The organism is Pseudomonas sp. 13159349 (assembly GCF_013305685.1).
In the GTDB taxonomy this organism is placed as follows: domain Bacteria; phylum Pseudomonadota; class Gammaproteobacteria; order Pseudomonadales; family Pseudomonadaceae; genus Aquipseudomonas; species Aquipseudomonas asiatica.
The window spans coordinates 4506769-4530128 of sequence record NZ_CP045553.1; the positions used below are offsets into that span (position 1 = coordinate 4506769).

Annotated in this window: 36 protein-coding genes, 1 tRNA gene and 1 pseudogene; 13 read left to right on the top strand and 25 right to left on the bottom strand. The window is 60.8% G+C overall.

Annotated features, from left to right (window positions below; all coding sequences use genetic code 11):
• Positions 1-142 precede the first annotated feature (142 nt).
• On the top strand, positions 143-376 hold the full coding sequence (locus GEV38_RS27810; protein ID WP_015271433.1) for a DUF6555 family protein: 234 nt from the start codon (positions 143-145) through the stop codon (positions 374-376).
• Between the two features lie 353 nt (positions 377-729).
• Here the strand turns inward: GEV38_RS27810 and GEV38_RS20750 are convergent, their stop codons facing one another.
• Positions 730-1551, bottom strand: a complete 822-nt coding sequence (locus GEV38_RS20750; protein ID WP_173895742.1) for a hypothetical protein — start codon at positions 1549-1551, stop codon at positions 730-732.
• A gap of 117 nt (positions 1552-1668) precedes the next feature.
• Between GEV38_RS20750 and GEV38_RS20755 the strand changes: the two genes are divergently transcribed.
• Positions 1669-1857, top strand: a complete 189-nt coding sequence (locus GEV38_RS20755; protein ID WP_015271435.1) for a hypothetical protein — start codon at positions 1669-1671, stop codon at positions 1855-1857.
• Positions 1858-2173: 316 nt separating this feature from the next.
• Here GEV38_RS20755 and GEV38_RS20760 read toward each other — a convergent pair whose 3' ends face one another.
• The 14 genes from GEV38_RS20760 to GEV38_RS20825 all read right to left on the bottom strand — a co-directional run bounded on the left by GEV38_RS20760 (position 2174) and on the right by GEV38_RS20825 (position 10721).
• Entirely contained in the window at positions 2174-2683 is a 510-nt protein-coding gene (locus GEV38_RS20760) for an acyloxyacyl hydrolase (RefSeq protein ID WP_015271436.1), read from the bottom strand.
• A gap of 225 nt (positions 2684-2908) precedes the next feature.
• Positions 2909-3298 carry an antiterminator Q family protein gene (locus GEV38_RS20765; protein WP_054572660.1) on the bottom strand — a complete coding sequence of 130 codons (390 nt, stop codon included), beginning with the start codon at positions 3296-3298 and terminating at the stop codon, positions 2909-2911.
• On the bottom strand, positions 3295-3582 hold the full coding sequence (locus tag GEV38_RS20770; RefSeq protein WP_103469962.1) for a hypothetical protein: 288 nt from the start codon (positions 3580-3582) through the stop codon (positions 3295-3297). Before GEV38_RS20770 ends, GEV38_RS20765 begins: the two co-directional genes overlap by 4 nt.
• Positions 3575-4909 carry a site-specific integrase gene (locus GEV38_RS20775; protein ID WP_173895981.1) on the bottom strand — a complete coding sequence of 445 codons (1335 nt, stop codon included), beginning with the start codon at positions 4907-4909 and terminating at the stop codon, positions 3575-3577. Before GEV38_RS20775 ends, GEV38_RS20770 begins: the two co-directional genes overlap by 8 nt.
• A complete protein-coding gene (locus tag GEV38_RS20780) occupies positions 4906-5250 on the bottom strand; it encodes a Lar family restriction alleviation protein (protein WP_103469964.1) in 345 nt (114 codons plus the stop codon). The genes GEV38_RS20775 and GEV38_RS20780 overlap by 4 nt, the downstream gene beginning before the upstream one ends.
• Positions 5247-6611, bottom strand: coding sequence for a replicative DNA helicase (locus GEV38_RS20785; protein ID WP_103469965.1), 1365 nt, complete (start codon positions 6609-6611; stop codon positions 5247-5249). The genes GEV38_RS20780 and GEV38_RS20785 overlap by 4 nt, the downstream gene beginning before the upstream one ends.
• Complete coding sequence (locus GEV38_RS20790; protein WP_173895983.1) at positions 6608-7408, bottom strand: ATP-binding protein; 801 nt, start codon at positions 7406-7408, stop codon at positions 6608-6610. Before GEV38_RS20790 ends, GEV38_RS20785 begins: the two co-directional genes overlap by 4 nt.
• On the bottom strand, positions 7389-8120 hold the full coding sequence (locus tag GEV38_RS20795) for a helix-turn-helix domain-containing protein (protein ID WP_129932392.1): 732 nt from the start codon (positions 8118-8120) through the stop codon (positions 7389-7391). Before GEV38_RS20795 ends, GEV38_RS20790 begins: the two co-directional genes overlap by 20 nt.
• A 4-nt stretch (positions 8121-8124) precedes the next feature.
• On the bottom strand, positions 8125-8649 hold the full coding sequence (locus GEV38_RS27815; protein ID WP_256674106.1) for a hypothetical protein: 525 nt from the start codon (positions 8647-8649) through the stop codon (positions 8125-8127).
• Positions 8646-9392 (bottom strand): phage antirepressor, encoded by a 747-nt coding sequence (locus GEV38_RS20805; protein ID WP_173895985.1) that lies wholly within the window; start codon positions 9390-9392, stop codon positions 8646-8648. Before GEV38_RS20805 ends, GEV38_RS27815 begins: the two co-directional genes overlap by 4 nt.
• Positions 9389-9685: a hypothetical protein gene (locus GEV38_RS20810; protein ID WP_173895987.1), complete on the bottom strand. Its 297-nt coding sequence runs from the start codon at positions 9683-9685 to the stop codon at positions 9389-9391. The genes GEV38_RS20805 and GEV38_RS20810 overlap by 4 nt, the downstream gene beginning before the upstream one ends.
• Entirely contained in the window at positions 9679-9975 is a 297-nt protein-coding gene (locus GEV38_RS20815) for a hypothetical protein (RefSeq protein ID WP_173895989.1), read from the bottom strand. Before GEV38_RS20815 ends, GEV38_RS20810 begins: the two co-directional genes overlap by 7 nt.
• Positions 9972-10286 (bottom strand): hypothetical protein, encoded by a 315-nt coding sequence (locus GEV38_RS20820; protein ID WP_173895991.1) that lies wholly within the window; start codon positions 10284-10286, stop codon positions 9972-9974. Before GEV38_RS20820 ends, GEV38_RS20815 begins: the two co-directional genes overlap by 4 nt.
• A 135-nt stretch (positions 10287-10421) precedes the next feature.
• Complete coding sequence (locus tag GEV38_RS20825) at positions 10422-10721, bottom strand: Cro/CI family transcriptional regulator (protein WP_173895993.1); 300 nt, start codon at positions 10719-10721, stop codon at positions 10422-10424.
• A 91-nt stretch (positions 10722-10812) separates the two neighbouring features.
• Here GEV38_RS20825 and GEV38_RS20830 point away from each other — a divergent pair, with 91 nt between their 5' ends.
• Positions 10813-11643 carry a S24 family peptidase gene (locus tag GEV38_RS20830; protein ID WP_103469971.1) on the top strand — a complete coding sequence of 277 codons (831 nt, stop codon included), beginning with the start codon at positions 10813-10815 and terminating at the stop codon, positions 11641-11643.
• Positions 11644-11676: 33 nt separating this feature from the next.
• Here GEV38_RS20830 and GEV38_RS20835 read toward each other — a convergent pair whose 3' ends face one another.
• Positions 11677-11994: a DUF1654 domain-containing protein gene (locus GEV38_RS20835; RefSeq protein WP_103469972.1), complete on the bottom strand. Its 318-nt coding sequence runs from the start codon at positions 11992-11994 to the stop codon at positions 11677-11679.
• A 157-nt stretch (positions 11995-12151) separates the two neighbouring features.
• On the opposite strand from GEV38_RS20835, the gene GEV38_RS20840 reads away from it, so the two are divergent.
• The 8 genes and pseudogenes from GEV38_RS20840 (at position 12152) to GEV38_RS20875 (ending at position 15169) form a co-directional block, all read left to right on the top strand.
• Positions 12152-12541 (top strand): LuxR C-terminal-related transcriptional regulator, encoded by a 390-nt coding sequence (locus GEV38_RS20840; protein WP_009681853.1) that lies wholly within the window; start codon positions 12152-12154, stop codon positions 12539-12541.
• Positions 12542-12624: 83 nt separating this feature from the next.
• Positions 12625-12873, top strand: coding sequence for a hypothetical protein (locus GEV38_RS20845; protein WP_103469974.1), 249 nt, complete (start codon positions 12625-12627; stop codon positions 12871-12873).
• A complete protein-coding gene (locus GEV38_RS20850) occupies positions 12870-13703 on the top strand; it encodes an SPFH domain-containing protein (RefSeq protein ID WP_054890605.1) in 834 nt (277 codons plus the stop codon). Before GEV38_RS20845 ends, GEV38_RS20850 begins: the two co-directional genes overlap by 4 nt.
• A gap of 52 nt (positions 13704-13755) precedes the next feature.
• Positions 13756-13932: pseudogene (gene csrA, locus GEV38_RS27820) on the top strand (carbon storage regulator CsrA); the annotation flags it as partial.
• Between the two features lie 127 nt (positions 13933-14059).
• Positions 14060-14383, top strand: a complete 324-nt coding sequence (locus GEV38_RS20860) for a hypothetical protein (RefSeq protein WP_173895996.1) — start codon at positions 14060-14062, stop codon at positions 14381-14383.
• Positions 14380-14523, top strand: a complete 144-nt coding sequence (locus GEV38_RS20865) for a hypothetical protein (RefSeq protein WP_173895999.1) — start codon at positions 14380-14382, stop codon at positions 14521-14523. Before GEV38_RS20860 ends, GEV38_RS20865 begins: the two co-directional genes overlap by 4 nt.
• Entirely contained in the window at positions 14520-14924 is a 405-nt protein-coding gene (locus tag GEV38_RS20870; protein WP_103469977.1) for a hypothetical protein, read from the top strand. Before GEV38_RS20865 ends, GEV38_RS20870 begins: the two co-directional genes overlap by 4 nt.
• On the top strand, positions 14921-15169 hold the full coding sequence (locus GEV38_RS20875; RefSeq protein WP_173896000.1) for an AlpA family transcriptional regulator: 249 nt from the start codon (positions 14921-14923) through the stop codon (positions 15167-15169). Before GEV38_RS20870 ends, GEV38_RS20875 begins: the two co-directional genes overlap by 4 nt.
• Here GEV38_RS20875 and GEV38_RS20880 read toward each other — a convergent pair.
• The 7 genes from GEV38_RS20880 to dapA all read right to left on the bottom strand — a co-directional run bounded on the left by GEV38_RS20880 (position 15166) and on the right by dapA (position 20595).
• Positions 15166-15783, bottom strand: a complete 618-nt coding sequence (locus tag GEV38_RS20880) for a HEPN domain-containing protein (protein ID WP_019438261.1) — start codon at positions 15781-15783, stop codon at positions 15166-15168. The two genes, GEV38_RS20875 and GEV38_RS20880, sit on opposite strands and share 4 nt — an antisense overlap.
• An 18-nt stretch (positions 15784-15801) precedes the next feature.
• Positions 15802-16779, bottom strand: a complete 978-nt coding sequence (locus tag GEV38_RS20885; RefSeq protein WP_173896002.1) for a site-specific integrase — start codon at positions 16777-16779, stop codon at positions 15802-15804.
• Positions 16780-16889: 110 nt separating this feature from the next.
• Positions 16890-16979 (bottom strand) — tRNA-Ser (locus GEV38_RS20890).
• A 91-nt stretch (positions 16980-17070) separates the two neighbouring features.
• A complete protein-coding gene (purC, locus tag GEV38_RS20895; protein WP_004375217.1) occupies positions 17071-17781 on the bottom strand; it encodes a phosphoribosylaminoimidazolesuccinocarboxamide synthase in 711 nt (236 codons plus the stop codon).
• A gap of 30 nt (positions 17782-17811) precedes the next feature.
• Positions 17812-18570, bottom strand: a complete 759-nt coding sequence (locus GEV38_RS20900) for an MBL fold metallo-hydrolase (protein ID WP_015271459.1) — start codon at positions 18568-18570, stop codon at positions 17812-17814.
• Entirely contained in the window at positions 18571-19692 is a 1122-nt protein-coding gene (gene bamC / locus GEV38_RS20905) for an outer membrane protein assembly factor BamC (protein ID WP_004375223.1), read from the bottom strand.
• A 15-nt stretch (positions 19693-19707) separates the two neighbouring features.
• Positions 19708-20595, bottom strand: coding sequence for a 4-hydroxy-tetrahydrodipicolinate synthase (gene dapA, locus GEV38_RS20910; RefSeq protein ID WP_015271460.1), 888 nt, complete (start codon positions 20593-20595; stop codon positions 19708-19710).
• 259 nt (positions 20596-20854) lie between these two features.
• On the opposite strand from dapA, the gene GEV38_RS20915 reads away from it, so the two are divergent.
• Both GEV38_RS20915 and GEV38_RS20920 read left to right on the top strand, forming a co-directional pair.
• Entirely contained in the window at positions 20855-21415 is a 561-nt protein-coding gene (locus GEV38_RS20915) for a glycine cleavage system protein R (RefSeq protein WP_013973793.1), read from the top strand.
• Positions 21416-21426: 11 nt separating this feature from the next.
• The gene (locus GEV38_RS20920) at positions 21427-21900 is read left to right on the top strand and encodes a peroxiredoxin (RefSeq protein ID WP_004375231.1); all 474 of its coding nucleotides are present in this window, start codon (positions 21427-21429) and stop codon (positions 21898-21900) included.
• Positions 21901-22014: 114 nt separating this feature from the next.
• On the opposite strand, the gene GEV38_RS20925 is transcribed toward GEV38_RS20920, so the two are convergent.
• Both GEV38_RS20925 and GEV38_RS20930 read right to left on the bottom strand, forming a co-directional pair.
• Positions 22015-23085 (bottom strand): AI-2E family transporter, encoded by a 1071-nt coding sequence (locus tag GEV38_RS20925; protein ID WP_015271461.1) that lies wholly within the window; start codon positions 23083-23085, stop codon positions 22015-22017.
• 19 nt (positions 23086-23104) lie between these two features.
• Entirely contained in the window at positions 23105-23344 is a 240-nt protein-coding gene (locus GEV38_RS20930) for a sulfurtransferase TusA family protein (RefSeq protein WP_004375233.1), read from the bottom strand.
• Between the last annotated feature and the right edge of the window lie 16 nt (positions 23345-23360).

Genomic DNA, 23360 nt, shown 5'->3' on the forward strand with positions numbered 1-23360 from the left:
GGCCGAGGTCGGTCGGGCCATTGCTTGCTCCGTAAATGAAAATTCGTGCACCGACGTAAAACCGGTCGGATGCTTGCCCAGGAGCCCCCTAGAGGCTAAAAGGAATGTTGCCCGATCTGGCCTCACTAGAGGGAACTAATAAATGCCGATCAGTGACATTTTTTTAATCGCTTACAAGCTCCACGGGGAGGCTCGCGAATTCATCGTCCGCGCCGAGCGAATGAATAACGCTGAGGCTTGGCACTGGGCGGCCTGCGAAGCTGGCGTAGGAGTCATTCCTAAATTCACTGCTTCGGATATCAGGAAGGTCTCTCGACCTGTTGCTGAGCGCTTCGGCATAACTGACGTCCAATGGCGGAGGTCCGGCAACCTATGAAATACCGCATCGACTACAACCTCAAAGGCCATACCAGATTCTGGATATGCGATTGGTCTAGCACGCCGAACGAAGACAATGTGCTGACCGCTCTCCTCCGTCTGCATGCCCCCGCTGCCCCCTTGCCTGAGGCGCGCGCGCCGTGCCGCTTATCACATGATGATCTCCGCATTGCGGTCGCAGATTTGGGTATCTCGGATGTACGCTTTGAGGGGGATGATTAGCTATGCCGGGGCACCCAGGCCGACGCTGGCAAGTACGCCGGTCACTGCAAGGGCGCCGGTGCTTGGCTCGGCCATAGGTGATGCTCCATAGAAAAATGAACCCGCTCATGGCGGGCTAAACACAGCAGATCAGCGGCGGAACAGCATGCCGCCAGGGCGGAGCTCTTTGCGGATGACTTCACGGACGGTATCAACCGCATCGATCTTGGAACGGAGCTCCTGACCAAGCTCGCTTTCGGCGATCTGGCTGGAGATCTCATGCAGTCGATCCGCCAAGCCATCCTTGGTTTCGCTCCGGGCAGGATCGACGCCAAGGCCAATGCCAGTGCAGATGTAATCACCTTGGGAGTTCTTCGCCATGCTCACTGCGAACCGATCAGCAGCCGTCAGGAGCTTTCCTGCCAGCAATCCTTCGCCTGGCTTCCAGTCAGCCAGCGCATCACGCAGTTCGCCCTCGCTGTCATCGTCACGACATGGCTGTTCGGCAGGCCGCTCATCATCCATGCAGCGGCCCAGCCTGACGACGACCTTGCCGTTGGCCGTGATGCACACGCCGTCAGCATTGATGGTCATGCCAGGCCCGGCCTGACGGGCAACCCGTTCTGCTGCTTCCTGATCAGTCTCAAGGCGCCGGTAGGTCAGCGTGGTGCGGATGTCCGATCCGTCGTGATCGAACGAAATATCCTCGGTCGAGAACTCGGCATCAGCGCGGAACTCGACCGGCACCTTGCCGATCTGCTCCTGCAAGAACGCCAGGCGGGCCTTAGCCCCTGCCGGGACTTCGCTTTCTGGCCACTCGCTGGCGGTGACGGTGATCATCTGCGGGTCGCTGGGCAAAGATCCGACAGCCATATGACCGCTATTGATCTCCATGGCGCCCGCCTTGAGATCCAGGCGGTAGCCGGACATGCCGGGAACATAATCGGCACTCTGAATAACGTTGACGTCCAAGGCAGGCTCCTGAAACGAAAAAGGCCCGCCGAAATGGCGAGCCCTTGGAATGGGTAGAAAGGTGGCTCCGTGCTATCGTCGAGTTTCCACACAAGACGTTTCACGGAGCGAAAAACGATGAAGGTAACCCTCAAGTGCGCCAAGTGCGGCAGTGACAAGTTCGAGGTTCCGGCTAGGCCGAACAACAACTCGAAGGTCACCTGCGGCAAGTGCGGCGCTATCGAGACTTACGGAAAGCTCATGAAGGCTGTGGGTGACAAGGTCACGAAAGACCTGGAGCGGCAGCTCGGGAAACTGTTCAAGTGACTTGAGCGTTTCGCTCAGAGGGCGCAGGAAGTCAGCGGCGCCCTCAACCTCAACGTCGAGCTGTAGCTTTTCCATACAACCTCCAGATACGAAAAAGCCCCGGCAGATACCGAGGCTTGGAATGGGTGCGGAGGGCCGGTGCTTACCCGGCTTGTTGGCCTGGATCGCTGGGTCACATACCCCAGACTCTCATCGCGTAGCCGATCAGGGAGCGCACGGCTTTGATCGACGCCACTACCGACTTAGCCCAGCTGCCTGAGCGTGTCATCCGCATAAAAAAGCCCGCACAGGGCGGGCAAAGAGGGATCGTGCTTTTTTAAATCTGGTGGCTGTAGAACAGCGAGTACGACTCGATACCGTCGTTGGGCTGCTTAATGCCAGCGTTGGAGTAGTGAATCGCTCGGATGCCAACCTTCTGCGTCTCGCCGATCTTCAAGCCCGCACCGATGCGGTCTTCAAAGTTGAAGGCCGAACCAAAGTCCTGGTCACCTGCGGACGTACCAGAGAAGACCGCCAGGCCGATGCCAGCCTCAACGAATGGCTTCACGTTACCGCTGCCGAACTCGTAAACGAAAACTGGCGCAAAGGACAGCGAGTGAGCCCCACCTGAAGCATCGCCTGCTTCCCAGTAGGTGTAGCCAGCATCCCAATAACCGGTGAGACGGCCAGTACTGGATTCAAACCAGCTTTTGCCCCAGTTAAAGCCAATGCCGACGCGCGCTGTAAGACCACCTTGGCCTGTCGCGCCAAGCGCTCCGGATAGCTCAGCCGCTCCGGCGGACGCAGCGAAAAGGGAAAGCGCCACAACGGCGAGAACGTTTTTCATACTCACGGTCTTCCATGTTATTGAGTAGCAACCTATCAGAATCATAGCGCTATCAAATCGTTCCCTCATACAAGAAAAATGCTTTTTCTGGAGGGCTACCTGAATCGAAGCCCCTCAAAAACACAAAACCCCGACACGATGGCCGGGGTTTGTCTGTGTCGCGTAACGTTGCAAGCTGGACACGCTGCTATGAAAACAGGTGTTTATCCGCCCGCATAGAACTTTTTACGCAGCTTCTCGAATTTCTTCGAGGGCGCAGTCGATCCATGCAACGCCAGCCTTGATGATCTCTCGGGCCTTGCGCTCGGACATTCCAGCCTCCCGACCTACCCGCATAGCCGGTTGCTTGTAGCCGTAGTACGCCCACACGAAGTCCCCCATCTGCTGGTTGCGCTTCACAAGCCTTGCAACAGCACCATCCACGACCAGCGCCAGATCGTCCGTGATCACATGCTGGCGCGCACCACCCTCGGATGGGACGTTGTCCCGCATGAGCGCATACAGGGGTGAGACGTACCGTGGCACGCCCATCTCGCACATCCGCCACCAGCCCCACTGCTCGAGCAAGTACTCGGTATCGCCCAGCATCTTGTCCACGTAGGTTCTTTTCTTCATGCAGCCCTCCGGGGCGTTGGGTCGGTGTCCAGGCCGAACAGCTCGCGCAGCAGCTTGTCAGCGTGTTTGTTCTTGGCGTTGCCTTCGGTGATCCAGCCCTTGGCGAATTGCTCGAAGCCCACATTGGCGCGCGCGGCGTGCCAGTCAGCCACGATATCCATCAGTGCTGCCGAGGCGATCCGGCCGTTGTTCTGCTCCAGCAGCATGCGGTTGCCGACCTTGAGGAACTTGCACTCCACTGGGGTCAGGCTTTTGCGCGGCATTGCCGCTGCGACGTTACTCATGGTCGTCTCCTGGCTTGAAATCTTGATCGTGCATCCTCCCTTGGGATGGATGCTGTGAGGCGCTGCAACCCGCGCCGCTATTAGCGTCAACGGCTACAGTCCCGGTTTTCTGTCCCGGCAATGTCTCGGTGTGAATGGCGGCGAATCCCTGCCCGTCGAGGTGCTTGTGCCAGGCCTCCAGCGCCTGACGCTTCAGCCCTTCTGCCGTGGTGTGGATGTAGGTGGCGTCGAGATCCTTCATGGCGTGGTTCAGCAGCAGCTCGCCCACCATGTAGTCAACGCCAAGGTCGGTCCACGCCGTGCGTGCCACCTTGCGCAGGTCGTGGCTCGACCACTCGCCCTTGGCCAGATCGGTGAACAAGGTGTTGGCCTTGCTCGGGCTCAGCGGTGCACCATGGCTGCCCGGGAACAGCAGCAGGCCGGTGTAACCCTGGGCGGCCTGCAGGCGCTGGTACCGGCGCAGCAGTGCGCAGGCTTGGGTGGTCAGCGGCAGGGTGTGCTCGGCCTTCGTCTTCGTGTCACCCGCCGGAATGAACCAGCGCCCCGCTTCAAGGTTGACGTTGCGCCAGCGCGCCAGCCGGGTCTCGCCCAGCCGCGAACCGTGGCACAGCATCATCAAAGCCAGCATGCAGCCCGCCGGCTCCACCTCGAAGCGCTCGGCGACCACCATCAGTAGGCCCGGCACATCATCCCCGCGCAGTCGCGCAGGTCGCGGCCTGATCCGGGTCCGCACGAAGTCGGTGAACTTCAATGAGGCCATGGGGTTGGCGGGCAGCATGTCCAGACGCAGGGCCTGGCGGAACGCGACCGAAAGCACGCCGTAGACCGAACGCACGAATGACAGGGCATAACGCTCCTGCAGCGGCCACATCAGGCGTTGGTCGATCGCCTGCTTGTTGATCTCGGCCAGCAGCAGGTCACCCAGACGCGGCACCAGGTGGCGGTCCAGCGCCGACTTGGCACTGGCCTTGCGCTTGGCGGACAGGCCTCGATCACGGTTCATACGGTCGCGGTACCACGCCAGCACATCGCCCACCGTGGCCCAGCTGGTGGTGGTGGACTTGGCGTCGGCATCGGCGGCACGGCGGGCCAGGATCGCCGGCAACGTGGCCAGCATGGTCTTGGTGTTGATCCCAGGGTAATCGCCGGCCTTGCCCCAGCGACCGCGCACCACGACGTGCCAAGCGCCGCGGGAACGGTCAACTGTCGAGAACCGGAACCGCAGCTCCCGGTGGCGGGTATCGCGCAGCTGGAAGACCTCGCCGGTGGCATGCCGGCGGATCTCCGCATCACTGAGGGTCACGGTGAGAGTCTTGGCAGCGCTCATGTGTCCCTCCTCGGCCAGAGATTGAGGCCTTTCTGATCGCCAGCGTCGTAGCAGGCGCGGGCCTTCGCGTGGCGATTGTTCCAGCTCTCGACAGCGATCCGCATCACATCCGCCACCTGCAGGTCATACAGGTGCTCGAACGTGCCCAGGGTCAGCGTGTCGATGTTCGGCCCCTGTGCGCCGCAGTCGTGGCACCAGACGTGCGCCGAGACCATCGGGAACTCGTCAGAGGGGTCGAAGGTGTGGCCCTCAGAAATTTCGGTACCGGCCTCATCCTTCGCCGTGATGCAGGGCGGCCCTTCGCAGAATGGGCATGGCGCCATCTTGATTGGCTCGATCACAGGTCAGCCCCCTTGTAGCGCTGCGCATATGTGCCACGCCCCATCTCCACCTCGTCATCGCTTGGCGGGCGACCCTGAAACGGCACAAAGCGCACGTATTCGCCCATGGCCTGCACCAGGCAGGTGCCGGGCTTTCCGTGTCGGCATTTGCCCACGATCAGCTCGGTGACGCCGTTCTGACCCTCTTCGCTGTCAGGGTCGCGGTGCACCAGGATCACAGCGTCGGCATCCTGCTCGATCTGCCCCGAATCCCGCAGGTCGCTCGGGCGCGGGCGTTTGTCAGGTCGGTTGGCCGGGCCGCGGTTCAACTGCGCCAGCACGATCACCGGCACGCCGAGCTCCTTGGCCAAGTTCTTCAGCGCCGTGCTGATCCTGCCGACTTCCAATGCGCGGTTCTGGCCGCCCTCCGAAGCGATTAGGGTCAGGTAGTCCACCACCAGCACATCAAGGCCTTCACGCTTCTGGCACTGCCTGGCGATCGAGCGGATGCGCGCCATCGTCATCCCCGGCTGGTCGTTGACGAAGAGCCGGGCCTTGCCCAGCAGGCCAACCGCGCTGGTGATCCTGGGCCAGTCGTCATCTTGCAGGGTTGTACCGGCATCCAGGCGCGACAGGCTGACACCGCCCAAGGAGGCAATGCCCCGGGCGGTCAGTTCTTCCTTCGTCATCTCCATCGAGAACACCAGACCAGAATGGCCGTGGCGGGTAGAGACATGCTGAGCGATCTGCAGGCCGAGAATGGTTTTCCCCGAACCTGGCAGCCCAGCAACCACGATCATGTGCCCAGGCCGCAACCCGCACAGGATGGCATCCAGATCGTCCAGACCAGTCGTCAGTCCGCGCGAAACTGCGCCGTTGAACCGCGCGTCAATCCCGTCAATCACCGTCGGCAGCACCTCGCTGATGCGGTAGTACTCCGGCTCGCCACTGTCGAGGTTGCGGAGGTCGGCGGTAGCCTGCTGAGCCAGCGCGATGATTTCCTCGACGGGCTTGTCATCGTGAGCGCTATCGCGAATGACTTCGGCCACCTCAACCACCCGCCGTAGCGTCGAGCGCTCGAGCACGGTGTTGAGGTAAGACTTCCAGTTCGCCGTGCTGGGCGTGTTCTTGGCAATCGTGCCGGCGTAGAAGATCGTGCTTTCGCCGCTCGGCAGCGTCGGATAGCGCGTTCCCACGGTCACGGCGTCGACGGCATGGCCGGCATCATGGGTATTACGAATCGCCTGGTACAGCGCAGCGTTTTCTAGATCGCTGAAATCCTCGGTGGTCAGCTTGCTGGTGATCTCATCGAAGAGGCTGGCGTCGAGCAGCAGCGCTCCCAGCAGCGCGTGCTCCGCCTCGATACTGAACAGTTCCCTCATGCCACAGCCCTCATCGAGGACCAGGTGAAGCCAACCTGCTGGCCACCATTCTGACGCAAGCGGTCAAGGGCGCGGTCGCCGATGTAGGATTTCAGTCCGTCGTGCCCCAAGTTCGAGATCAGCACGGTAGGCCGCACGGCCTGGTACCGGCGATCGATGATGTTGTGCAACAGCCCCAGCTCGTACTCGCTACCTTTCTGACAGCCGATTTCATCGATAACCAACAGGTCAAGGCCGGCGAGGTGCATCACCACGTCGTGGTCGGTGTAGCCAGATCCAGGCGTCATCGACGCACGGGCAATGCTCACGATGTCGCCAGCCGGAATGATCAGCGCCTCGCCGCGGTCGGCCACCACCGCGCGGACGATCGCGCTGCCCAGGTGCGTTTTGCCGCACCCGACGTTACCGGTCAACAAGAGGCAACGGCCAGCACGGAAATTGGCCGGGAACTGATCGGCATACGCCCGGCACTTCGCCAGTGCCTTGCGCTGTGGATCGGTTTCAGCCCGATAGCTCTCGAAGGTCGCTTCAGCGAAGCGCGGCGTGATTCCGGCGCCGATCAGCGCGGCCATGGTGTCCTCGGCCTTACGCTGGGCGGTGGCGAGGGTGCGCTCTGCCGAGTCGCGAGGCGTGGTGTGCAGGGCCTCCCAGGCGCAGCGCTTGCAGCCACGCGCCAGCATCGAGCCGTCCAGCTGTTCGACTTCGGTCATATCGACTTGGCCGTGCACGGCGCACTCGCCGGAGAAGATGCGCATGAAGGGGCGACGGTGGAACAGATCAGAAATTCGAGCGGCCATCGTGGCTCTCCTGGTACATGTCATCGGTGTGGTGAGGGAGATTGTTGAATGCGCCGCCCTGGGCAGCTGCGCCAGCTGGTTGCAGAACGTCGTGCCAGCGCTCGCCGTTGAGCCAGGTGGAGGCCATCGGGATGTACTGGCCGGCATCCTTGGTCCAGTCCCGCGACACGCAGTGCTGCGCCAGAGCAGTGATCATCACCACCTGCAGTTCTGCGTCAGGGTTGATCTTGTTCCAGGCCTTCAGCGCGTCCTTCCGGCTCTTCTTTTTCGGGTACAGCTTCCAGAACTGCTCGAACCCATCCGCCACCGAAGTGCACGTAGGTTTAGGTTCATTGACTGGTTCAGAAGGGTGACTGGTTCTGGTGCTTTCTGGGCCTACACCCCCTGTAGGCTGTGGGCCTACCCCTGTGCTTTCTGGGCCTACAGGGGTGCTGTTTCGGCCTACACCGGAAAGGGTCAGGTAATACAGGTTGGTGGAGTTCCCTTTCGGCCCCTCTCTATTCTCGATACGCAGCAGGCCCTGAGCCGCAAGCTGCTTGATGTGCTTGCGCACGGTGCTGCGGTCGATCTCGCATTGATCGGCAACGTGCTGATAGGACGGCCAGCACTCGCCCTGGTCGCTGGCGTTGTCCGCCAGCTTGATCAGCACCAACTTGCGCAGCGGGTTACCGACCTTGGTCTTCATGGCCTTGACCATCAATTCCATGCTCATGGGTTCAGATCTCCAACTCAGCGGTAACCCGCTGGACAAACTGGTCGTAGGGTTCGGCCATGGTGATGCCCTGTTCTTCCATTGCGGCCCGATATGCTTTGGCCGTGCTGTAAACCACCCAACGCTCGCGCTCAGGCAAATGTCGAGCCCCGGCGTAACTGGGCCATGGGCCCATCACCAATGATTCGGCGCCGCAGGGCTCAGTCGCTGTAGCCAGTCCGTCCGGATCGATTGCAAGCCGTTCAAGAAACGCCTTGTTCACCTGCTCCCGAAGCTCAAGGGCAGGGAACCCGGTTAGTCGCCGAACCAGCACCCGCAAAGCCCACTGCGCCATGAGCACTTCAAACTTGGCTTCGCGTAGGGAGTCTTCCTCTGCCTCATCCGAGAAGAAGATTTCCTCAGCCAGGTCGCAGTGGTTCCAGGCTCGGTACGCGAGCTGGTCGTTGGTCAATGGTTCGAAATACGCCTCGTTGATCACCACCGGATCGGTGGGCTTCCGGCCAAACAGAGGAATCACGTTGTCGGTCATTGCGGCGCCCTCGGGTTGATCTTGAATCGCCCTTGTGGGATCTCCGGATGGGTTGCACGCTCGGATGTGACGTACGCGCATTGCTCCACGAACTGGTCAAATCGGCGCGTGATTGCCGGCTTGGGCCAGATCGCAAAAGGCTGTCCCCCTTCGTCGGAATGGCGGCTGCGCACCATGGCAAATGGCAGCGGTGCCCCTGGCACCTCACGCATCACCGCGTTGACCACCCAGGCCGGCAGGCCATGGCGATTGTTGATGCGGTCGCGGATCGTGGTGATGGTCTCGAAGCCGCTGGGCACGGAATCGAGATAGCGGACCTGTTCAAGCTTGGTCGTGCGATCTTCGACGCGCTCCAGCGCCACCTGTTGGGCCGCCTGCTGCCGCTCGATGGCGACCAGCTGGTTCGCACTGGCGGCGATGAGCTCGGCCTGGGTCATCGGTCGGGCCTGCTGCCCCTCCAGTTCGTTCAGGCGGGCAAGCACGCGACGGCGCACGCCCTTCGACTCGCGCATGGCGACCAGCTTGCATTGGTCAGCGGTGAGTCGAAGCCCTTCGGACTGCGTGTTGTTCAAATTTTGCACTACGAAAGTTTCGTAGTGCTCCCCGTCGAGCTCATCCCTGCAGCGAGCAACGAAATCGTTATGACGGACCGCCCCTTCGCCGAACGCAGCGCGGACTTCATTGACGATCGCCAGCAGCTCAGGGGTGTCCATGGTGGTGAAGGCGGTAGAAGGCAGATTCATGCCGCACCTCCCACATCTTTTGCATCATGGAAGGCAGCGGCGTTTCGGTGGGGGTACAGGAAATTCCGCGTGTCGAAGACGACTCGCTCCATCAGGCGCTCGAGCTCGCACACTACAGGATTATCAAATCCGCCAAGCCCTGGGACAATCTTCGACCAATACAGGCTTTTGATAGCCCGGAACGCTTCGCGGGCTTCGTTGAACTTCGCAATCTCTTCCGCCGAGAGGGTCACGTCCTGCAGAAGCTCGCCGGAAACCGCAACCGGTAATAGTTGGGTGCGCACAGTCAGCATGCCGCACCTCCCGCGCCACGAACTGGCGAAGTAGGTTCCTGTGGCGCAACACCGGCATGCGCAGCGATCACTAGCGCTAATGCACTTTCTGCTGCGAAGAAAACCAAGGATGCCTGGATCGATACTGAGGAGACCTGGATAAGCTCGCGAACTCCACCAATTGCCACCTGAAGTCGATCAATTGCCGCATCAAGAGATTCGTGAACTGGTATGCCTCCGGCAGCTTGCAGAACATCATGCCGGCCGTGCACTGAGAAAGGATGATCAACGGTTTCAGGGGTGGTATTCATCGTGCCCCCTCCGCTAGCTCGACCGAAATAACGCTAGAATCGATCAACGCCTTGGCCTCGCGCACCAGGGCCCGAATCGCATAGGCCTGATGAACGCTGTCGCCGTCGGCAACCAGGTCGCCGAGTAGAGCCTCAGCAGAGGAAAGACTGGCACTGGCTACATTCATAGCGTCACCGCAGCTGATGCCTTCTACGACGGCAAACAGACAGCCACCGCTGACCGGGCTGAATTCTGATACTCGAGTCACCAGCAGACTTGCAAGCACGCTCTCTTGCGCGCTTGAAGCTGTAGTGTTATTTTTTGAGTGCATGAAATCGTCTCCAAGTGACGAAGATTCAAGAAGGTCCCCGGCAAGGGACCGGATCTAAAGAACCCGCCGGCAAGCGGGTTTTTTGTTGCCTGCTGAAAAGTCAGCCGGATAACAAAAACTGGGCAGCGCAGGCGCTCATAAGCTCGCCCGCCCCGTACTGGATGAATTCACAGCAGATTCGTTGGGCTGCGCGTGATGGCTTCTTGCTGGTACCTTTTGTTCCAAGGTCGGAAGCGATTCCGCCAGCGATGGACGGATGCACGAAGCGGCGAAACGCCCATGAGTTTTCGCCTGAATGATCAGCGCCATATCAGCAGAGCAGCCATGGACGCCGCGCACCCAACCGCTGACAGTTCCTTGCGTCACGCCAAGCGCTTTCGCTGTTGCCACCTGGCCGCCAAAAAACTTGACCAGGTCATTGAAGATTTCATTCATGGGCTTAACGCCGAATAGAGGTATGCCTTTACTGTATTTTAGAGGCATACCTTTTTGCAAGGAAAAAGGCTAACCATTAGATTGGTGCGTTATGGAACTCAAAGATCGACTCAAACACGCCCGCCGCCTGAAAGGGCTTACCCAGACCGAGCTGGCCGAAAGGGCTGGCATCGCGCAAGCCTCAATCTCGGAAATCGAGAGAGGGCTCTCCCGATCCAGTAGCCACCTGGTGAAGATCGCCCAGATCTGCGGGGTTGACGCGCTATGGTTGGCGGAGGGAGTGGGTAGCATCCCCGCTCCAACCGAGCCTGGCTACGCTCTCGTCGGCGAGGAGATACAGAAGCTCTCGGCTGCTGACATGGTCAGGCAGATGCTGGCAAAAACGGGCTCGGGCCTGTCGGAAGAGGCGCGCAATCGTCTACTCCAAGCTGCCGAAGAGACCGACTCACACTCTAGCGGCGGCGCTGCAAAGGCGGGTGCTACTCATGGCTCCGCTGGCGATATGATCCGGATTGCACACTATGACGTGCGAGGAGCAATGGGTGGCGGCCAAGTGACGCACGACTACCCGGAAATGCTCAGAGACGTTCGCGTTAGCTTGAGCCACCTGCGAGAACTGGGGCTTGACTTCAAAGAGCCACATCACCTGAAGCTCGTCACTGGATGGGGCCAGTCGATGGCTCCAACCATCAAGGACCGCGATCCGTTGATTGTCGATGTGACTGTTCGCGAGTTCGTCGGCGATGGGGTGTATTTCATCTCCTGGGGTGGCCACGAATACATCAAGCGCCTACAGGTTGCTGATGATGAGCATTTTGAGATGATCTCCGACAACCCGAAACACAAGGATCGGATGATCCGCAAGGAAGAGACCTACATTCAGGCGAAAGTCCTATACGTCTGGAATGGCAATCTGCTGTAGCGCGCCGAGCCAGGACCCAGCGCGCCCCTCCCCCTAAAACGGGGCGGCGACCTCTTCCTCGACTTCTACTCCCTCCATCGCCAAGGTGGAGGTCTGCTCTTCATCAGCCTCCCACTGAAGCGTCACGTTTCCATCATCGCTGAAGGTCATTTCTATCCCTGGGGTTTCAGCGATCATGCTCATAACCTCCTCCCAATTCAGATCGCTATCTGTGTCAAGCTGGTGAATTGTGACCCATCTCTGGGTCTGCGCTATCGGGTGGTTGATCATCGACGAAACCCTCAAGACTAGACGCTCCATGCCTGTCATCTCCGTGCGCTGCTCTGCCGCTTGTTTTTTTTGCTTGGCCACAACCTTCTCCCGATTACTGTATATCCATACAGCCTAGGGTACTCAAGCGATACCTCCGGAGGGAAGCATCGAGAAAAAATAAAGGCATACCTGTTGACAGGAAAATAAAGGCAAACCATTATTTGCTCCATCAACTCACTCGCACGGAGCGAAGCACATGAACGCACTGACTTTCGGAAACTGGACTGGCAGCCTTGGGCTGGGCCTGGCGGAGCGGGAGCTCCAGTGCGTTATGGCTGTAGCATGTGGGCTGACAAGTAAAGAGGCCGCACGGGAACTAGGTATAGCCAAGGACACCATCGACAAGCGATTACTTGCCGCCAGCACTAAGCTCGGCGTCATCAAGCGTGCCCAGCTTGTGGCTGAAGCAATGCGCCGCGGACTGATCTCCCCGATGATTGTTGCTCTGTGTGCCATCCTCGTCGGCCACTCTGTCGCTAGCACTGATGAATTCACCCGCATCCGCCGAGGTGGCAACAGTGGCGAAAGAAAGATTGAAACCCGTGTAGCAAACCGGCGCGCCGAATGCGCCTTGGCGGTGGCGTGACGCTCCCCGCCTGACTTAATCCAACCCTGATTTTTGCGAAAGCCAACAAACGCGGCGGGCCTTTGCTCGCCCTGGAGAAAGTGATGAAGCCATCCCCCATTAGAACGCTGGACCTGCTGATCAGCCTGACCTGCGCATTTCTGTACGTGGTCATTTCGCTGGCGATACTGCGCTTCGTTGCGCCTGCCTTGGTCAGCAGCGACTCCGACGCCCTGGTGGCCATCGGCCTGGCACTGATCGCTATCTGGCTGATCGGATCGCTCACCCTCGCCTACCACCTTTTCAACAAGCGCCGCGTTTCTGCGGCAATCACCAAAGAGGAAGACCAATGAAGCGTTTACTCGCTGCTGTATCGCTGTGTGCTCTAGCCGTCCTGGGCGGATGCTCGAAGGTTCCGGCCGGCAACGTCGGCGTCATCGTGAACCTGTACGGATCGGAAAAGGGCGTCGAGCTCAAGGAAGTCGGTACCGGCAAGTACTGGGTTGGCATCAACGAAGAGCTGTATCTGTTCCCCACCTTCACCCAGACCGAGACCTGGACTGGCGACGAGACGATCACCTTCCAAACCGTCGAGGGCATGAAGGTCGGTGGCGACGTGGGCATCACCTATGCCGTTGCCCCGGACAAGGTCACCACCCTGTTCCAGAAGTATCGCGCCGGCATCGACGAGATCACCAACAAGTTCCTGCGCAACATGGTTCGCGACGCGTTCAACGACGTGGCCTCCACACTTCCAGTGGAAAGCGTGTACGGCGCAGGCAAGGCCGACCTCCTTACTGCAGTGGAAAAGCGTGTGCGCGCCCAGGTTGCACCGATCGGCATCAACCTCGAACGAATCTACTACGCGTCCGATCTGGCCCTGCCGCCTCAGGTTACCAACAGCCTAAACGCCAAGATCCAGGCAACCCAGATGGCTGAACAGCGCCGTAATGAGGTCGCACAAGCCAAGGCCGAGGCTGACAAGGAGCGCGCTCGCGCCCAAGGCGAAGCCGACGCCAAGCTGTTGATCGCGCAGGCAGACGCCAAGGCGATCGAGGTCCGCGCCCAGGCTCTGCGCGCCAACCCTGACGTAGTGACCCTGAATGCGGTGGAAAAGTGGGACGGCAAGCTGCCGACCTACACCGGCGGCCAAGCCCCACTGCCCTTCATTGGCATCAAGTAACAGCCACTTTGGGGCGGTAACCGCCGCCCCGTTCTAATACAGGAGTTTGAACATGTTGATCCTCACCCGTCGCGTTGGCGAAGCCATCAAGATTTCCGACAACATCACCGTAGTCGTGCTGGGCGTCAAAGGTGGCCAGGTCCGCCTTGGCATCGAGGCGCCGCAAGGCGTGGCAGTCGACCGCGAGGAGATTGCCGAGCGCAAGGCTGCCGGCCTGCCGAAGTCTGGAGCGCCAGCACCGAGCGTAGGAGCTGCGGAACGCGAGCAGCTTTACGGCAACCGCACTGAAGCTGAGTGGCGAAAGCTGCTGCAGGACGAGGCCGACCAACAAACACAGGGCGATCGGGAGAGTGGCCATGAAGCAGCCTGAACGCATCACCCTGGTGCTGCGCGCCTGCGACGCATCTCCCCTGTCGAACATCCTGCCGTACGCAGAGCCTGGCCAATTGGCCTCAGCTGGCCGTGGCCTGGCGGCGATCGTCAGCATCACCGAGGGCGACCTGCAGGCAAAGCTGGCAGAGCGCGAGGAGCAACTGAAAGAGGCTGATGTACTGCTGAGGGAGGCGATCGCGTTCATCAACGAGTACCAGGGCAATGACAATTTCCGCGACATGCTAATTGCCCGCATCGATAAGCTCATCGATCGCGACAAGGAGCCAGAGTCGGAGGAGCAGCCATGAGCCAGGCCGGCCTGCTCCTGCTGCTGTGGGATGCCCTGCAGCAGCGCGAAACCACCTTTGGGCAGGTCCTCGACCTGTCCGCCGCCTGCGGCTTGGACGGGCGACAAGTGCTGGCCGACCACTTCCGGGGGTGCTCATGAGCAAACGGGATGTGAGCCCGGCGGCGATGGAAATCATCGAGTCGATGGGGCTCAAGCGGGTCCTCGGCCGAGCGAACTCGATCGTGTCGAGATCGGCCGCAAAGGCACCGGCTCCGCATACCAACCAGGGCATCAAGGCCTCAGGCGTATCAATCCCTGCAACTGGGCCAATTAACCGGCTCATGTACTTGGAGGCGAGGCGCTGGGCCGTTGACTTGGTCGCCTCGCTGCGGGGGTCGCCGGTCGAGGTGGTAGTAGAGCGATTGGCCGGAGCGACGGCAGGCCGGCCTGGCAGCTATGTGGCTGGCATCGAATCAGTGATCAATGAACTGAAGACGACTGACGTGACAGATCAACGTGACAACCAGAATCTGGCGCGTCAGACCGGGAGGAAGGTATGAGTGAAGAGACTGAGGTGTTGACGGTCGATGGTCTGGCCAAGCTGCTGGGCCGCACCGAGGCGTCAATCAGGGAGGGGATTCGCCGCGGCGTGCCGTGGCTGCCCAAAAGCTTCAAGATGGGCAACCGGCACTGCTGGCTGAAAGAGGACGTGCGCACGTTCCTGCGCGAATTTAGGGATGGCGAGCACCAGAAGCCAAAGCCTGGCCGCAAGCGGAAAGCTCCGCCGTCTCTGCGTGTGGCCTAGCGAATCAGATCAATAGCCGTGACCAAATCGTCCAGCCAGTCAACATCTTCGATCGTCTGGTCAACGCTGATGTCATTGAACACCACATGTCGCGGCCTGGATTTCCTCATGATGTCTCCCTCATGAACAATCTGATTTCGCCTGTGAACTATGTGGTTCAGCCGAGCCTTGAGTGCTGCCGTTGGCTCTCCAAGTTGCTCGGAAATCTTCTTCCAGCCGCCACTAATACCTGCCATGGACATCGCCACACTCAGCTGGTCGAATGACTGGAAAGTCTCCGATAGCAGCTTCTTCTGCATAGCATTCTTTACTTGCACCCAAGGGCGAATCTTGTTCCTGTTCTCTACTACCGAGTCAGCCAGAAGCGCCATGCTCGAAAAGGGAACGGCCAACTTTGCCAATGCCGGAGGAAGGTCTTTCCCCTTTCGCACGTCAGATAGTTTGTCGTATACCAGCCAATGCATATATGAATCGACCGCACTGACTGCCATCACCAGAACGGACCGGCAGATATCATCCTTGACGTGATCCTGGCCTGGTTCAAAGGTTGAAAGCATGAGCAAGTTGCAACGCGCAAAGCAGGCGCCAGAAGCATCGATGGGCTTGAATGACAACTCAACGTTCCCTGTGTGTTAACCGAGTTTCTCAGCGAGGTCCTGCGGGCTGAGGTGTGTGTACCGCTTGAGCATCGCCAGGGTCTTGTGGCCCGTGATACTTGCGACTTCCATCATGGTGAATCCGCGCTCGAAGAAACGACTGGTCGCCTCATGGCGAAGGTCGTGAAGGCGTAGCCCTTCAATCCCGGCAGTCTGGCAGGCCCGGGGGAAGTAGTTGCTGATCGTGTTGAGTGCCAGGCTGAAGTATCGGCCGCCACCGATTGGCGTAGGCAAGCCCTCCAGCAGGGCGATCGCCCGGGAGGACAATGGCACGGCGCGCCGCTCGCCGTTCTTGGTGTCTTCCAGATAGGCCACTTTGCCGCGTACCTGGTCGCGACGCAGCATCAACAGCTCAGACCGGCGCATCGCCGTCTCCACCGCCAACTCAATGAACACGGGAAGCTGGGCATTCATCTGGCCGGCGGCCTTGTACAGCGCGGTGAGCTCCGCCGGCGTCGGGCGCCGATCCCTTTCCTTGCTGCCCTTGGGCATCCGGATAGCTCGGCACGGGTTGGTCAGTCCTTCGATTCCCCATTCCTTGGTGGCCACCGTGTAGAGATGGCTAATCACCGCCAGGTTGAGGCGCACTGTCGCCGTCGACTTCCCTTCCTTCAACTCAGCATCGCGATACGCGGCCATGTCGCTTGAGCGGATCGCGGCCAGGCCCTTGCTGGCCAGCTTGTGCTCTTTCCACTTCTTGATGCGGACCTGCTCCTGCTTGGCGCCCTTCTTGGTGGAAGTGACTTCTGACAGGTAGCGGTCCAGGGCCTCGGCGAGCGTGGTGCTCTCGGCCTCGCGCATGTCGACGAATCGAGCGCGCGACATATCGCCTTCGATCTCGGCGGCCCATCGCTGGGCTTCTGCCTTGGTGTCAAAGGTGGCGGAAAGGGTTGGATATCCTTTGCGGCGGATCTGGGCGCGCCAAGCGTCCCCGCGCTTCTCGTAGTAGGCCATGGGGGAAATGATAGCGAACGCTTGGGGGAAATACACGCTCCCCCATTCCCCCAAAATTCCCCCAAATGAAAAAGGCCCCGAGTGCTATACAGCGCTCGGGGCCTTTAATATGGCGGAGAGATAGGGATTTGAACCCTAGGTACTGTTGCCAGTACAACGGATTTCGAATCCGTCCCGTTCGACCACTCCGGCATCTCTCCAATGCCGCGCATCATACCAGCGTTCTTTTAAAACGCAAACCTTTTTTTAAAAAAAATCGCGTGGTATCAGGCGCTTGCGTGAACGCGCCGCTTACAGCGGCACGCCCAGGCGCTTGGCAACTTCTTCGTAGGCTTCGATAACGTCGCCCAGGCCCTGACGGAAGCGGTCCTTGTCCATCTTCTTGCGGGTCTCTTTGTCCCACAGGCGGCAGCCGTCCGGGCTGAACTCGTCGCCCAGCACGATCTGGCCATGGAATACGCCGAATTCCAGCTTGAAGTCGACCAGCAGCAGGCCGGCATCATCGAACAGCTTGCTCAGCACTTCGTTGACTTTCAGCGACAGCTTTTTCATTTCGGCCAGCTGCTCGGCAGTGCCCCAGCCAAACGCGACAACGTGGGATTCGTTGATGAAGGGGTCGCCCTTCTCGTCGTTCTTCAGGAACAGTTCGAAGGTGGACGGCTCCAGCTTGATGCCCTCCTCCACGCCCAAGCGCTTGACCAGGCTGCCGGCGGCGTAGTTGCGCACCACGCACTCGACCGGAATCATGTCCAGCTTCTTCACCAGGCACTCATTGTCGCCCAGCAGTTTGTCGAACTGGGTCGGCACGCCGGCTTCTTCCAGTTTCTGCATGATGAAGGCGTTGAACTTGTTGTTCACCATGCCTTTGCGGTCGAGCTGTTCGATGCGCTTGCCGTCGAACGCCGAAGTGTCGTTACGGAACAGCAGGATCAAGCGGTCGGCGTCGTCGGTCTTGTAAACCGATTTGGCCTTGCCGCGGTAGAGTTCGTCGCGTTTTTCCATGATTGGGCTCCGCTTGCTTGAGGTGTTGGGCTAGGCGATTTCGCGCCAGTCGAGCCCGTGTTCCTGATTCGCCACCTGGAGCCAGTCCGGGTCGCACCCAAGGGTATCGACGAAGCACTGGCGAGCCAAGTGTGGCAGGTTGTTCTTGCTGCTGAGGTGGGCCAGCACCAGGTGTTGCAGGTTGCTCCAGCCCAACTCGTGCACCAGGCGCGCGGCCTGGTGATTGTTCAAATGTCCTTGCATGCCACCCACCCGCTGCTTCAGGAAGGCCGGGTAGTGACCGCGTGCCAGCAGGTCGCGGCAGTGGTTGGCCTCGATCAGCAGCGCATCCAGGCCCTGGTAACGCTCCAGCAGCAGCGCGTCGTACGAGCCCAGGTCGGTCAGCATGCCGAAGCGCCGCTGGCCGTCACTGACCACATACTGCAGCGGCTCGTAGGCGTCGTGCTCGACCCGCGCCGCGGTCACTTCCAGGCTGCCGATACGCAGGCTTTGGCCACAAGCGAGAAAACCGGCCACCTCCACCGGCTTGCGCATGCCGCGCAAGGTCCCCTGGCTGAGGTAGACCGGTACATTGTAGCGCCGTGACAGCAAGCCGACCCCATGCACGTGGTCGGCATGTTCGTGGGTGACCAGTACCGCACTGAGCTGGGCTGCCGACACGCCGAGCAGCGCCAGGCGCCGCTCGGTCTCGCGCAGGGAGAACCCGCAATCGACCAGGATGAACGTGTCACCACTGGCGATCAGCGTGCCGTTTCCCTGGCTGCCGCTTCCGAGTACCGCGAAGCGCACTTAGCCCAGGTGGTCCTGAATGGCGCTCAGCACGCGGCGGGCGACATCGGCCGGGGCCACGGTGTTGATGTTCTTCTCGACCGTGACCTGCACGCTCTCACCCACCTTGCTCAGGCGAACCTGGTAGCGCTCGGCACGGGCTTCACGCTCTTCCTTGGTCGGTTCGCTGCCGAACATGCGGCCGAAGAAGCCAGGCTGGTTCTGCTTGTCTTCAGGCTTTTCAGACAGGTTGATGTAGTACAGGCCAAGGCTGCGGTTGATGTCCTCGACACGCCACTCGCCACCCTGCTCCAGGGCACGACCCACGCTGGACCAGGCGCGGTCCAGGTCGGCGCCCAGGTACAGCACCGGGTTGCCACTGCCGTCTTCGCTCAGGCTGACGCGGCTTGGCGCGTCGAAATCGCGCGCGGCCAGCAGCGATACCGAACCGCCCTTCTCGGCGCTGCGATTCATGCTGGCAAGCATTTCGTCGACCAGCAGGGCATCGGCACCGGTGTTGCTGGAGGTGGACGGGAAATCGGGCTCGGCAGTGCTGCCAGCCGGGCGCTCGACGCTGACCACATACACCTCGGAGGTGTTGCGCTGCACGCCAGGCTCCATGCGTACACGCACGCGCACTTCGCTGTCAGCGCTGCTGGCAGTGCTGGCCAGGCGCTGGCCGAGCGAAGCCGACAGTTCGTCGAAACGCTGCCAGGTGGTGTTGAATTCACCGGTCTGCGGGCGCTCTTCGGCGATGCGGAAGCCATTGTCCTCGAAGAACTGGCGAGCCACCGGCCATACCTCGGCCGGCGAATGCTGGGCCAGCACCCAACGGCTGCTGCCGCTGCGCTGCAGGCTGTAGTCGGTAACCTGGGCGGCGCCACCGGTCATCGGTTGCGGGCGAGGCACCTCGAATTCGCCGGTGGCGCTGTCGTCGGCGACGTTGCGTGGGATCGGCAGCAGCGGGTCAAGGCGCTTGACGTTGCTGGCGTCCGGCGGCAGCTGCATCGGCGCAGTCGGGCGCGCCTGCAGGTAATCGCTGCCGCGGTCGCGGAAATAGCCATCCTCGCCCCACAGCCAGCCACACCCACTGGTGCTGGAAATGATCAGGGCAAGGGCGGAAAGACCAGCCAGTCGCTTCATGCGGTGTACTTCCTCTTAAACCAGTACGCCGGACTGGCGCAAGGCAGTACGGACTTTTTCGTGGCAGCCTTCGCTCAGCCAGGTCAGCGGCAGGCGAATGCCTTTGTGCATCAGGCCCATTTCGACGAGCGCCCATTTCACCGGGATCGGGTTGGACTCGCAGAACAGGTCTTTGTGCAGCGGCATGAGTTTTTCGTTGATTGCGCGGGCCTTCTCGGCATTGCCCTCAAGGGCGGCCTCGCACAGGTCGGCCATTTCGCGCGGGGCGACGTTGGCGGTGACGGAGATGTTGCCCTTGCCGCCCATCAGGATCAGCTCGACGGCGGTCGGGTCGTCGCCGGACATGACGATGAAGTCTTTGTCGACGCCATCGAGGATGGCCTTGGCGCGTACCAGGTCGCCGGTGGCTTCCTTGATGCCGATGATGTTCTTGACCTTCGACAGGCGGATCACGGTATCGGCCTGCATGTCGCAGGAGGTGCGGCCGGGTACGTTGTAGAGAATCTGCGGGATGTCGACGGCTTCGGCGATGTGCTTGAAGTGCTGGTACAGGCCTTCTTGCGTCGGCTTGTTGTAGTACGGAACCACCAGCAGGCAGGCGTCGGCACCAGCGCTCTTGGCGTTCTGGGTCAGGTGCACGGCTTCGGCAGTGGAGTTGGCACCGGTGCCGGCGATGACCGGGATGCGGCGGCTGCTGCGCTTGACGCGCTCAACCACGTGCTTGATGACCAGGATGTGTTCTTCGACATCCAGCGTGGCGGACTCACCGGTGGTGCCGACAGCGACGATCGCATGGGTGCCGTTTTCCAGGTGGAAGTCTACAAGTTTGTCGAGGCTGTCCCAGTCAAGACGCCCTTGTGCATCCATGGGAGTGACCAATGCCACCATACTGCCCGCAATCATGTAACTGCTCCTGCCGGAAAAAGAGAGCGGTAATGGTACTGGGGGCATCGGCCTTGCACAAGCGAAGCAGGCGGGCGGAGCATTCCCCTCGGCGCCTTATTTCGCTACCCTTGATGCTTTGATCGGTGCAGCGCGGCCCGCCGGGCCGTCGACCTTGCTCCCCGCCAGCGTCCACGACCTCGCATGCGAGCCCCGGGCCCTGCCGACAGGAGGCTTTCGCCCGTCCTGTGCCGACCGCTCATCGCTTTAGGAATGCTGCATGTCCACCCCCACCGTCCGCGAACAATTCCTTGTCATCAGTGCCCTGGGCCCGAACCCCATGGAACTGGCCAACGTCCTCAGCCGCGCTGCGTTCGAGAACCGCTGCGCGGTGGTCACCTCGCGCCTGAGCCGCCACGGCGAGACCAGCGCCCTGGTACTGCAGGTTGGTGGCAGCTGGGACGCCCTGGCACGCCTCGAAGCCATGCTGCCGGGCCTGGGCAAGAAGCACGGCCTGACCCTGGACGTGGTGCGCAGCGCCGACCAGGAAGTGCGCCCGCAGGCCCTGCCCTACGTCGCCTACGTCAGCGCCGCCTACCGGCCGGACATCATCAACGAGCTGTGCCAGTTCTTCCTCGACCACCGCGTCGAGCTGGAAGCCATGACCTGCGATACCTACCTGGCACCGCAGACCGGCAGCAGCATGCTCAACGCCCAGTTCACCGTGATTCTGCCGGCCGGCACCCAGATCAGCTGGCTGCGTGACCAGTTCCTGGACTTTGCCGATGCCCTGAACCTCGATGCGCTGATCGAGCCATGGCGTCCACAGAACCCAATGTAAGGAAACCGACCATGGCCGTAGCACTCGACCAACCCGTTGCCGACTTCCAGGCCCAGGCCACCAGCGGGCAAACCGTCAGCCTGGCCGAGCTCAAGGGCCGGCAGGTGGTGGTGTACTTCTACCCGAAGGACAGTACCCCGGGCTGCACCACCGAGGGCCAGGGTTTTCGTGACCAGCACGATGCCTTTGCCGCAGCCAACACCGTGGTGTTCGGCGTGTCGCGCGATGGCATCAAGTCGCACGAGAACTTCAAGGCCAAGCAAGGCTTCCCGTTCGAGCTGATCAGCGACAAGGACGAAGCCCTGTGCCAGCTGTTCGATGTGATCAAGCTGAAGAAGCTGTATGGCAAGGAATATATGGGCGTTGACCGCAGCACCTTCCTGATCGACAAGGACGGTGTGCTGCGCCACGAATGGCGCGGGGTGAAGGTGCCCGGGCATGTGGATGCAGTACTGGCTGCTGCCCAGGCCCTGAACAAGGCTTGAGATCGTTGGGGGCGCTTTGCGCCCCTTTCGCGACACAAGGCCGATCCTACAGGAAATCGCGTATCCCTGTAGGAGCGGCCTTGTGTCGCGATGGGCTGCAAAGCAGCCCCAAAATTACAGCATCGGTGACACACTAGGCTCCTGCCGCGGCCAGGCATCCAGCACGGCCTTGATCAAGGTCGCCAGCGGGATGGCAAAGAAAATCCCCCAGAACCCCCACAACCCGCCAAACAGCAACACCGCGCAGATGATCGCCACCGGGTGCAGGCTCACCGCCTCGGAGAACAGCAGCGGCACCAGCACGTTGCCGTCCAGCGCCTGGATGATCGCGTACACCGTCATCAGGTAGATGAACTGGTCACCCCAGCCCCACTGGAACAATGCGATCAACGTCACCGGCACGGTCACCACAACCGCGCCCACGTAAGGCACCACCACCGACAGCCCCACCAGCAGCGCCAGCAACGCGGCGTAGTTGAGCCCCAGGCTGATGAAGGCGATGTAGGTGGCAATGCCGCAGATCAGGATCTCGATGCCCTTGCCGCGGATGTAGTTGGCGATCTGCCGGTTCATCTCGCTGCCCACCCGGTTCAGCAGGCTGCGCTGACGCGGCAGGTAGCCGCTGACCCAACGGCCGATCAGTTCGCGGTCCTTGAGAAAGAAAAACACCAGGATCGGCACCAGCACCAGGTAGATCATGGCGTTGACCAGTAGCGGCAGGCTCGATAGCGAGAAGGTCAGCGCCCACTGGCCGAACTTGCCGATTTCCCCGCGCACCGACTCGATGGCATGCAGCACCTGCTCGTCCGACACCAGGTGCGGGTAGCGCTCGGGCAACAGCAACAACAGCGACTGCCACTTGCCGAGCATGCCCGGCAGTTCGTTGAACAGGGTGATCAACTGGTGCCACAGCAGCGGCACCAGCACCAGCATGAACACCGCCAACGCGCCCATGAACAGGGCGAACACCAGCATCACCGCCAACCGGGTGGGTACCCGCAAGCGCTCCAGGGCATTGACCAGCCCCTGCATCAGAAACGCCAGCACCATGCCCGCCAGCACCGGCGCAAGCATGCCACCGAGGGTGAGTACCGCAGTAAAAGCCAGGAACAACAGGACCGCCAGCACCACCGCTTCCTCATCGGAGAAGTAGCGCTGCATCCAGTCGCGAAGCACTTTGAACATTGACGATCCTTGGAAAGACTCAGGCCTTGCGTAGCCAGTAAGTGTAGGTACCGGCCTCGGCCGTTTCCCGCAGCAGGGTATGACCGGCCAACTGGGCAAAAGTGCGGAAGTCGCGCTGGGAGCCGGCGTCGGTGGCGATTACCTTGAGCACCGCGCCGCTGGCCAGGCGGTTGAGTTCCATCTTGGCCTTCAGCAGCGGCAAAGGGCAATTCAGCCCGCTGGCGTCCAGTTCGGCGTCACAGGTCAGGGTTTCACTCATTGCGGGGCTCTCCAAA

Excerpts from the sequence above, each read along its gene's own strand:
- GEV38_RS27810 (WP_015271433.1), top strand. The coding sequence starts at position 143 with ATGCCGATCAGTGACATTTTTTTAATCGCTTACAAGCTCCACGGGGAG.
- GEV38_RS20755 (WP_015271435.1), top strand. The coding sequence starts at position 1,669 with ATGAAGGTAACCCTCAAGTGCGCCAAGTGCGGCAGTGACAAGTTCGAG.
- GEV38_RS20760 (WP_015271436.1), bottom strand. The coding sequence starts at position 2,683 with ATGAAAAACGTTCTCGCCGTTGTGGCGCTTTCCCTTTTCGCTGCGTCC.
- GEV38_RS20765 (WP_054572660.1), bottom strand. The coding sequence starts at position 3,298 with ATGAAGAAAAGAACCTACGTGGACAAGATGCTGGGCGATACCGAGTAC.
- GEV38_RS20770 (WP_103469962.1), bottom strand. The coding sequence starts at position 3,582 with ATGAGTAACGTCGCAGCGGCAATGCCGCGCAAAAGCCTGACCCCAGTG.
- GEV38_RS20775 (WP_173895981.1), bottom strand. The coding sequence starts at position 4,909 with ATGAGCGCTGCCAAGACTCTCACCGTGACCCTCAGTGATGCGGAGATC.
- GEV38_RS20785 (WP_103469965.1), bottom strand. The coding sequence starts at position 6,611 with ATGAGGGAACTGTTCAGTATCGAGGCGGAGCACGCGCTGCTGGGAGCG.
- GEV38_RS20790 (WP_173895983.1), bottom strand. The coding sequence starts at position 7,408 with ATGGCCGCTCGAATTTCTGATCTGTTCCACCGTCGCCCCTTCATGCGC.
- GEV38_RS20795 (WP_129932392.1), bottom strand. The coding sequence starts at position 8,120 with ATGAGCATGGAATTGATGGTCAAGGCCATGAAGACCAAGGTCGGTAAC.
- GEV38_RS27815 (WP_256674106.1), bottom strand. The coding sequence starts at position 8,649 with ATGACCGACAACGTGATTCCTCTGTTTGGCCGGAAGCCCACCGATCCG.
- GEV38_RS20805 (WP_173895985.1), bottom strand. The coding sequence starts at position 9,392 with ATGAATCTGCCTTCTACCGCCTTCACCACCATGGACACCCCTGAGCTG.
- GEV38_RS20810 (WP_173895987.1), bottom strand. The coding sequence starts at position 9,685 with ATGCTGACTGTGCGCACCCAACTATTACCGGTTGCGGTTTCCGGCGAG.
- GEV38_RS20815 (WP_173895989.1), bottom strand. The coding sequence starts at position 9,975 with ATGAATACCACCCCTGAAACCGTTGATCATCCTTTCTCAGTGCACGGC.
- GEV38_RS20820 (WP_173895991.1), bottom strand. The coding sequence starts at position 10,286 with ATGCACTCAAAAAATAACACTACAGCTTCAAGCGCGCAAGAGAGCGTG.
- GEV38_RS20825 (WP_173895993.1), bottom strand. The coding sequence starts at position 10,721 with ATGAATGAAATCTTCAATGACCTGGTCAAGTTTTTTGGCGGCCAGGTG.
- GEV38_RS20830 (WP_103469971.1), top strand. The coding sequence starts at position 10,813 with ATGGAACTCAAAGATCGACTCAAACACGCCCGCCGCCTGAAAGGGCTT.
- GEV38_RS20840 (WP_009681853.1), top strand. The coding sequence starts at position 12,152 with ATGAACGCACTGACTTTCGGAAACTGGACTGGCAGCCTTGGGCTGGGC.
- GEV38_RS20845 (WP_103469974.1), top strand. The coding sequence starts at position 12,625 with ATGAAGCCATCCCCCATTAGAACGCTGGACCTGCTGATCAGCCTGACC.
- GEV38_RS20850 (WP_054890605.1), top strand. The coding sequence starts at position 12,870 with ATGAAGCGTTTACTCGCTGCTGTATCGCTGTGTGCTCTAGCCGTCCTG.
- GEV38_RS20860 (WP_173895996.1), top strand. The coding sequence starts at position 14,060 with ATGAAGCAGCCTGAACGCATCACCCTGGTGCTGCGCGCCTGCGACGCA.
- GEV38_RS20865 (WP_173895999.1), top strand. The coding sequence starts at position 14,380 with ATGAGCCAGGCCGGCCTGCTCCTGCTGCTGTGGGATGCCCTGCAGCAG.
- GEV38_RS20870 (WP_103469977.1), top strand. The coding sequence starts at position 14,520 with ATGAGCAAACGGGATGTGAGCCCGGCGGCGATGGAAATCATCGAGTCG.
- GEV38_RS20875 (WP_173896000.1), top strand. The coding sequence starts at position 14,921 with ATGAGTGAAGAGACTGAGGTGTTGACGGTCGATGGTCTGGCCAAGCTG.
- GEV38_RS20885 (WP_173896002.1), bottom strand. The coding sequence starts at position 16,779 with ATGGCCTACTACGAGAAGCGCGGGGACGCTTGGCGCGCCCAGATCCGC.
- purC (WP_004375217.1), bottom strand. The coding sequence starts at position 17,781 with ATGGAAAAACGCGACGAACTCTACCGCGGCAAGGCCAAATCGGTTTAC.
- bamC (WP_004375223.1), bottom strand. The coding sequence starts at position 19,692 with ATGAAGCGACTGGCTGGTCTTTCCGCCCTTGCCCTGATCATTTCCAGC.
- dapA (WP_015271460.1), bottom strand. The coding sequence starts at position 20,595 with ATGATTGCGGGCAGTATGGTGGCATTGGTCACTCCCATGGATGCACAA.
- GEV38_RS20915 (WP_013973793.1), top strand. The coding sequence starts at position 20,855 with ATGTCCACCCCCACCGTCCGCGAACAATTCCTTGTCATCAGTGCCCTG.
- GEV38_RS20920 (WP_004375231.1), top strand. The coding sequence starts at position 21,427 with ATGGCCGTAGCACTCGACCAACCCGTTGCCGACTTCCAGGCCCAGGCC.
- GEV38_RS20925 (WP_015271461.1), bottom strand. The coding sequence starts at position 23,085 with ATGTTCAAAGTGCTTCGCGACTGGATGCAGCGCTACTTCTCCGATGAG.
- GEV38_RS20930 (WP_004375233.1), bottom strand. The coding sequence starts at position 23,344 with ATGAGTGAAACCCTGACCTGTGACGCCGAACTGGACGCCAGCGGGCTG.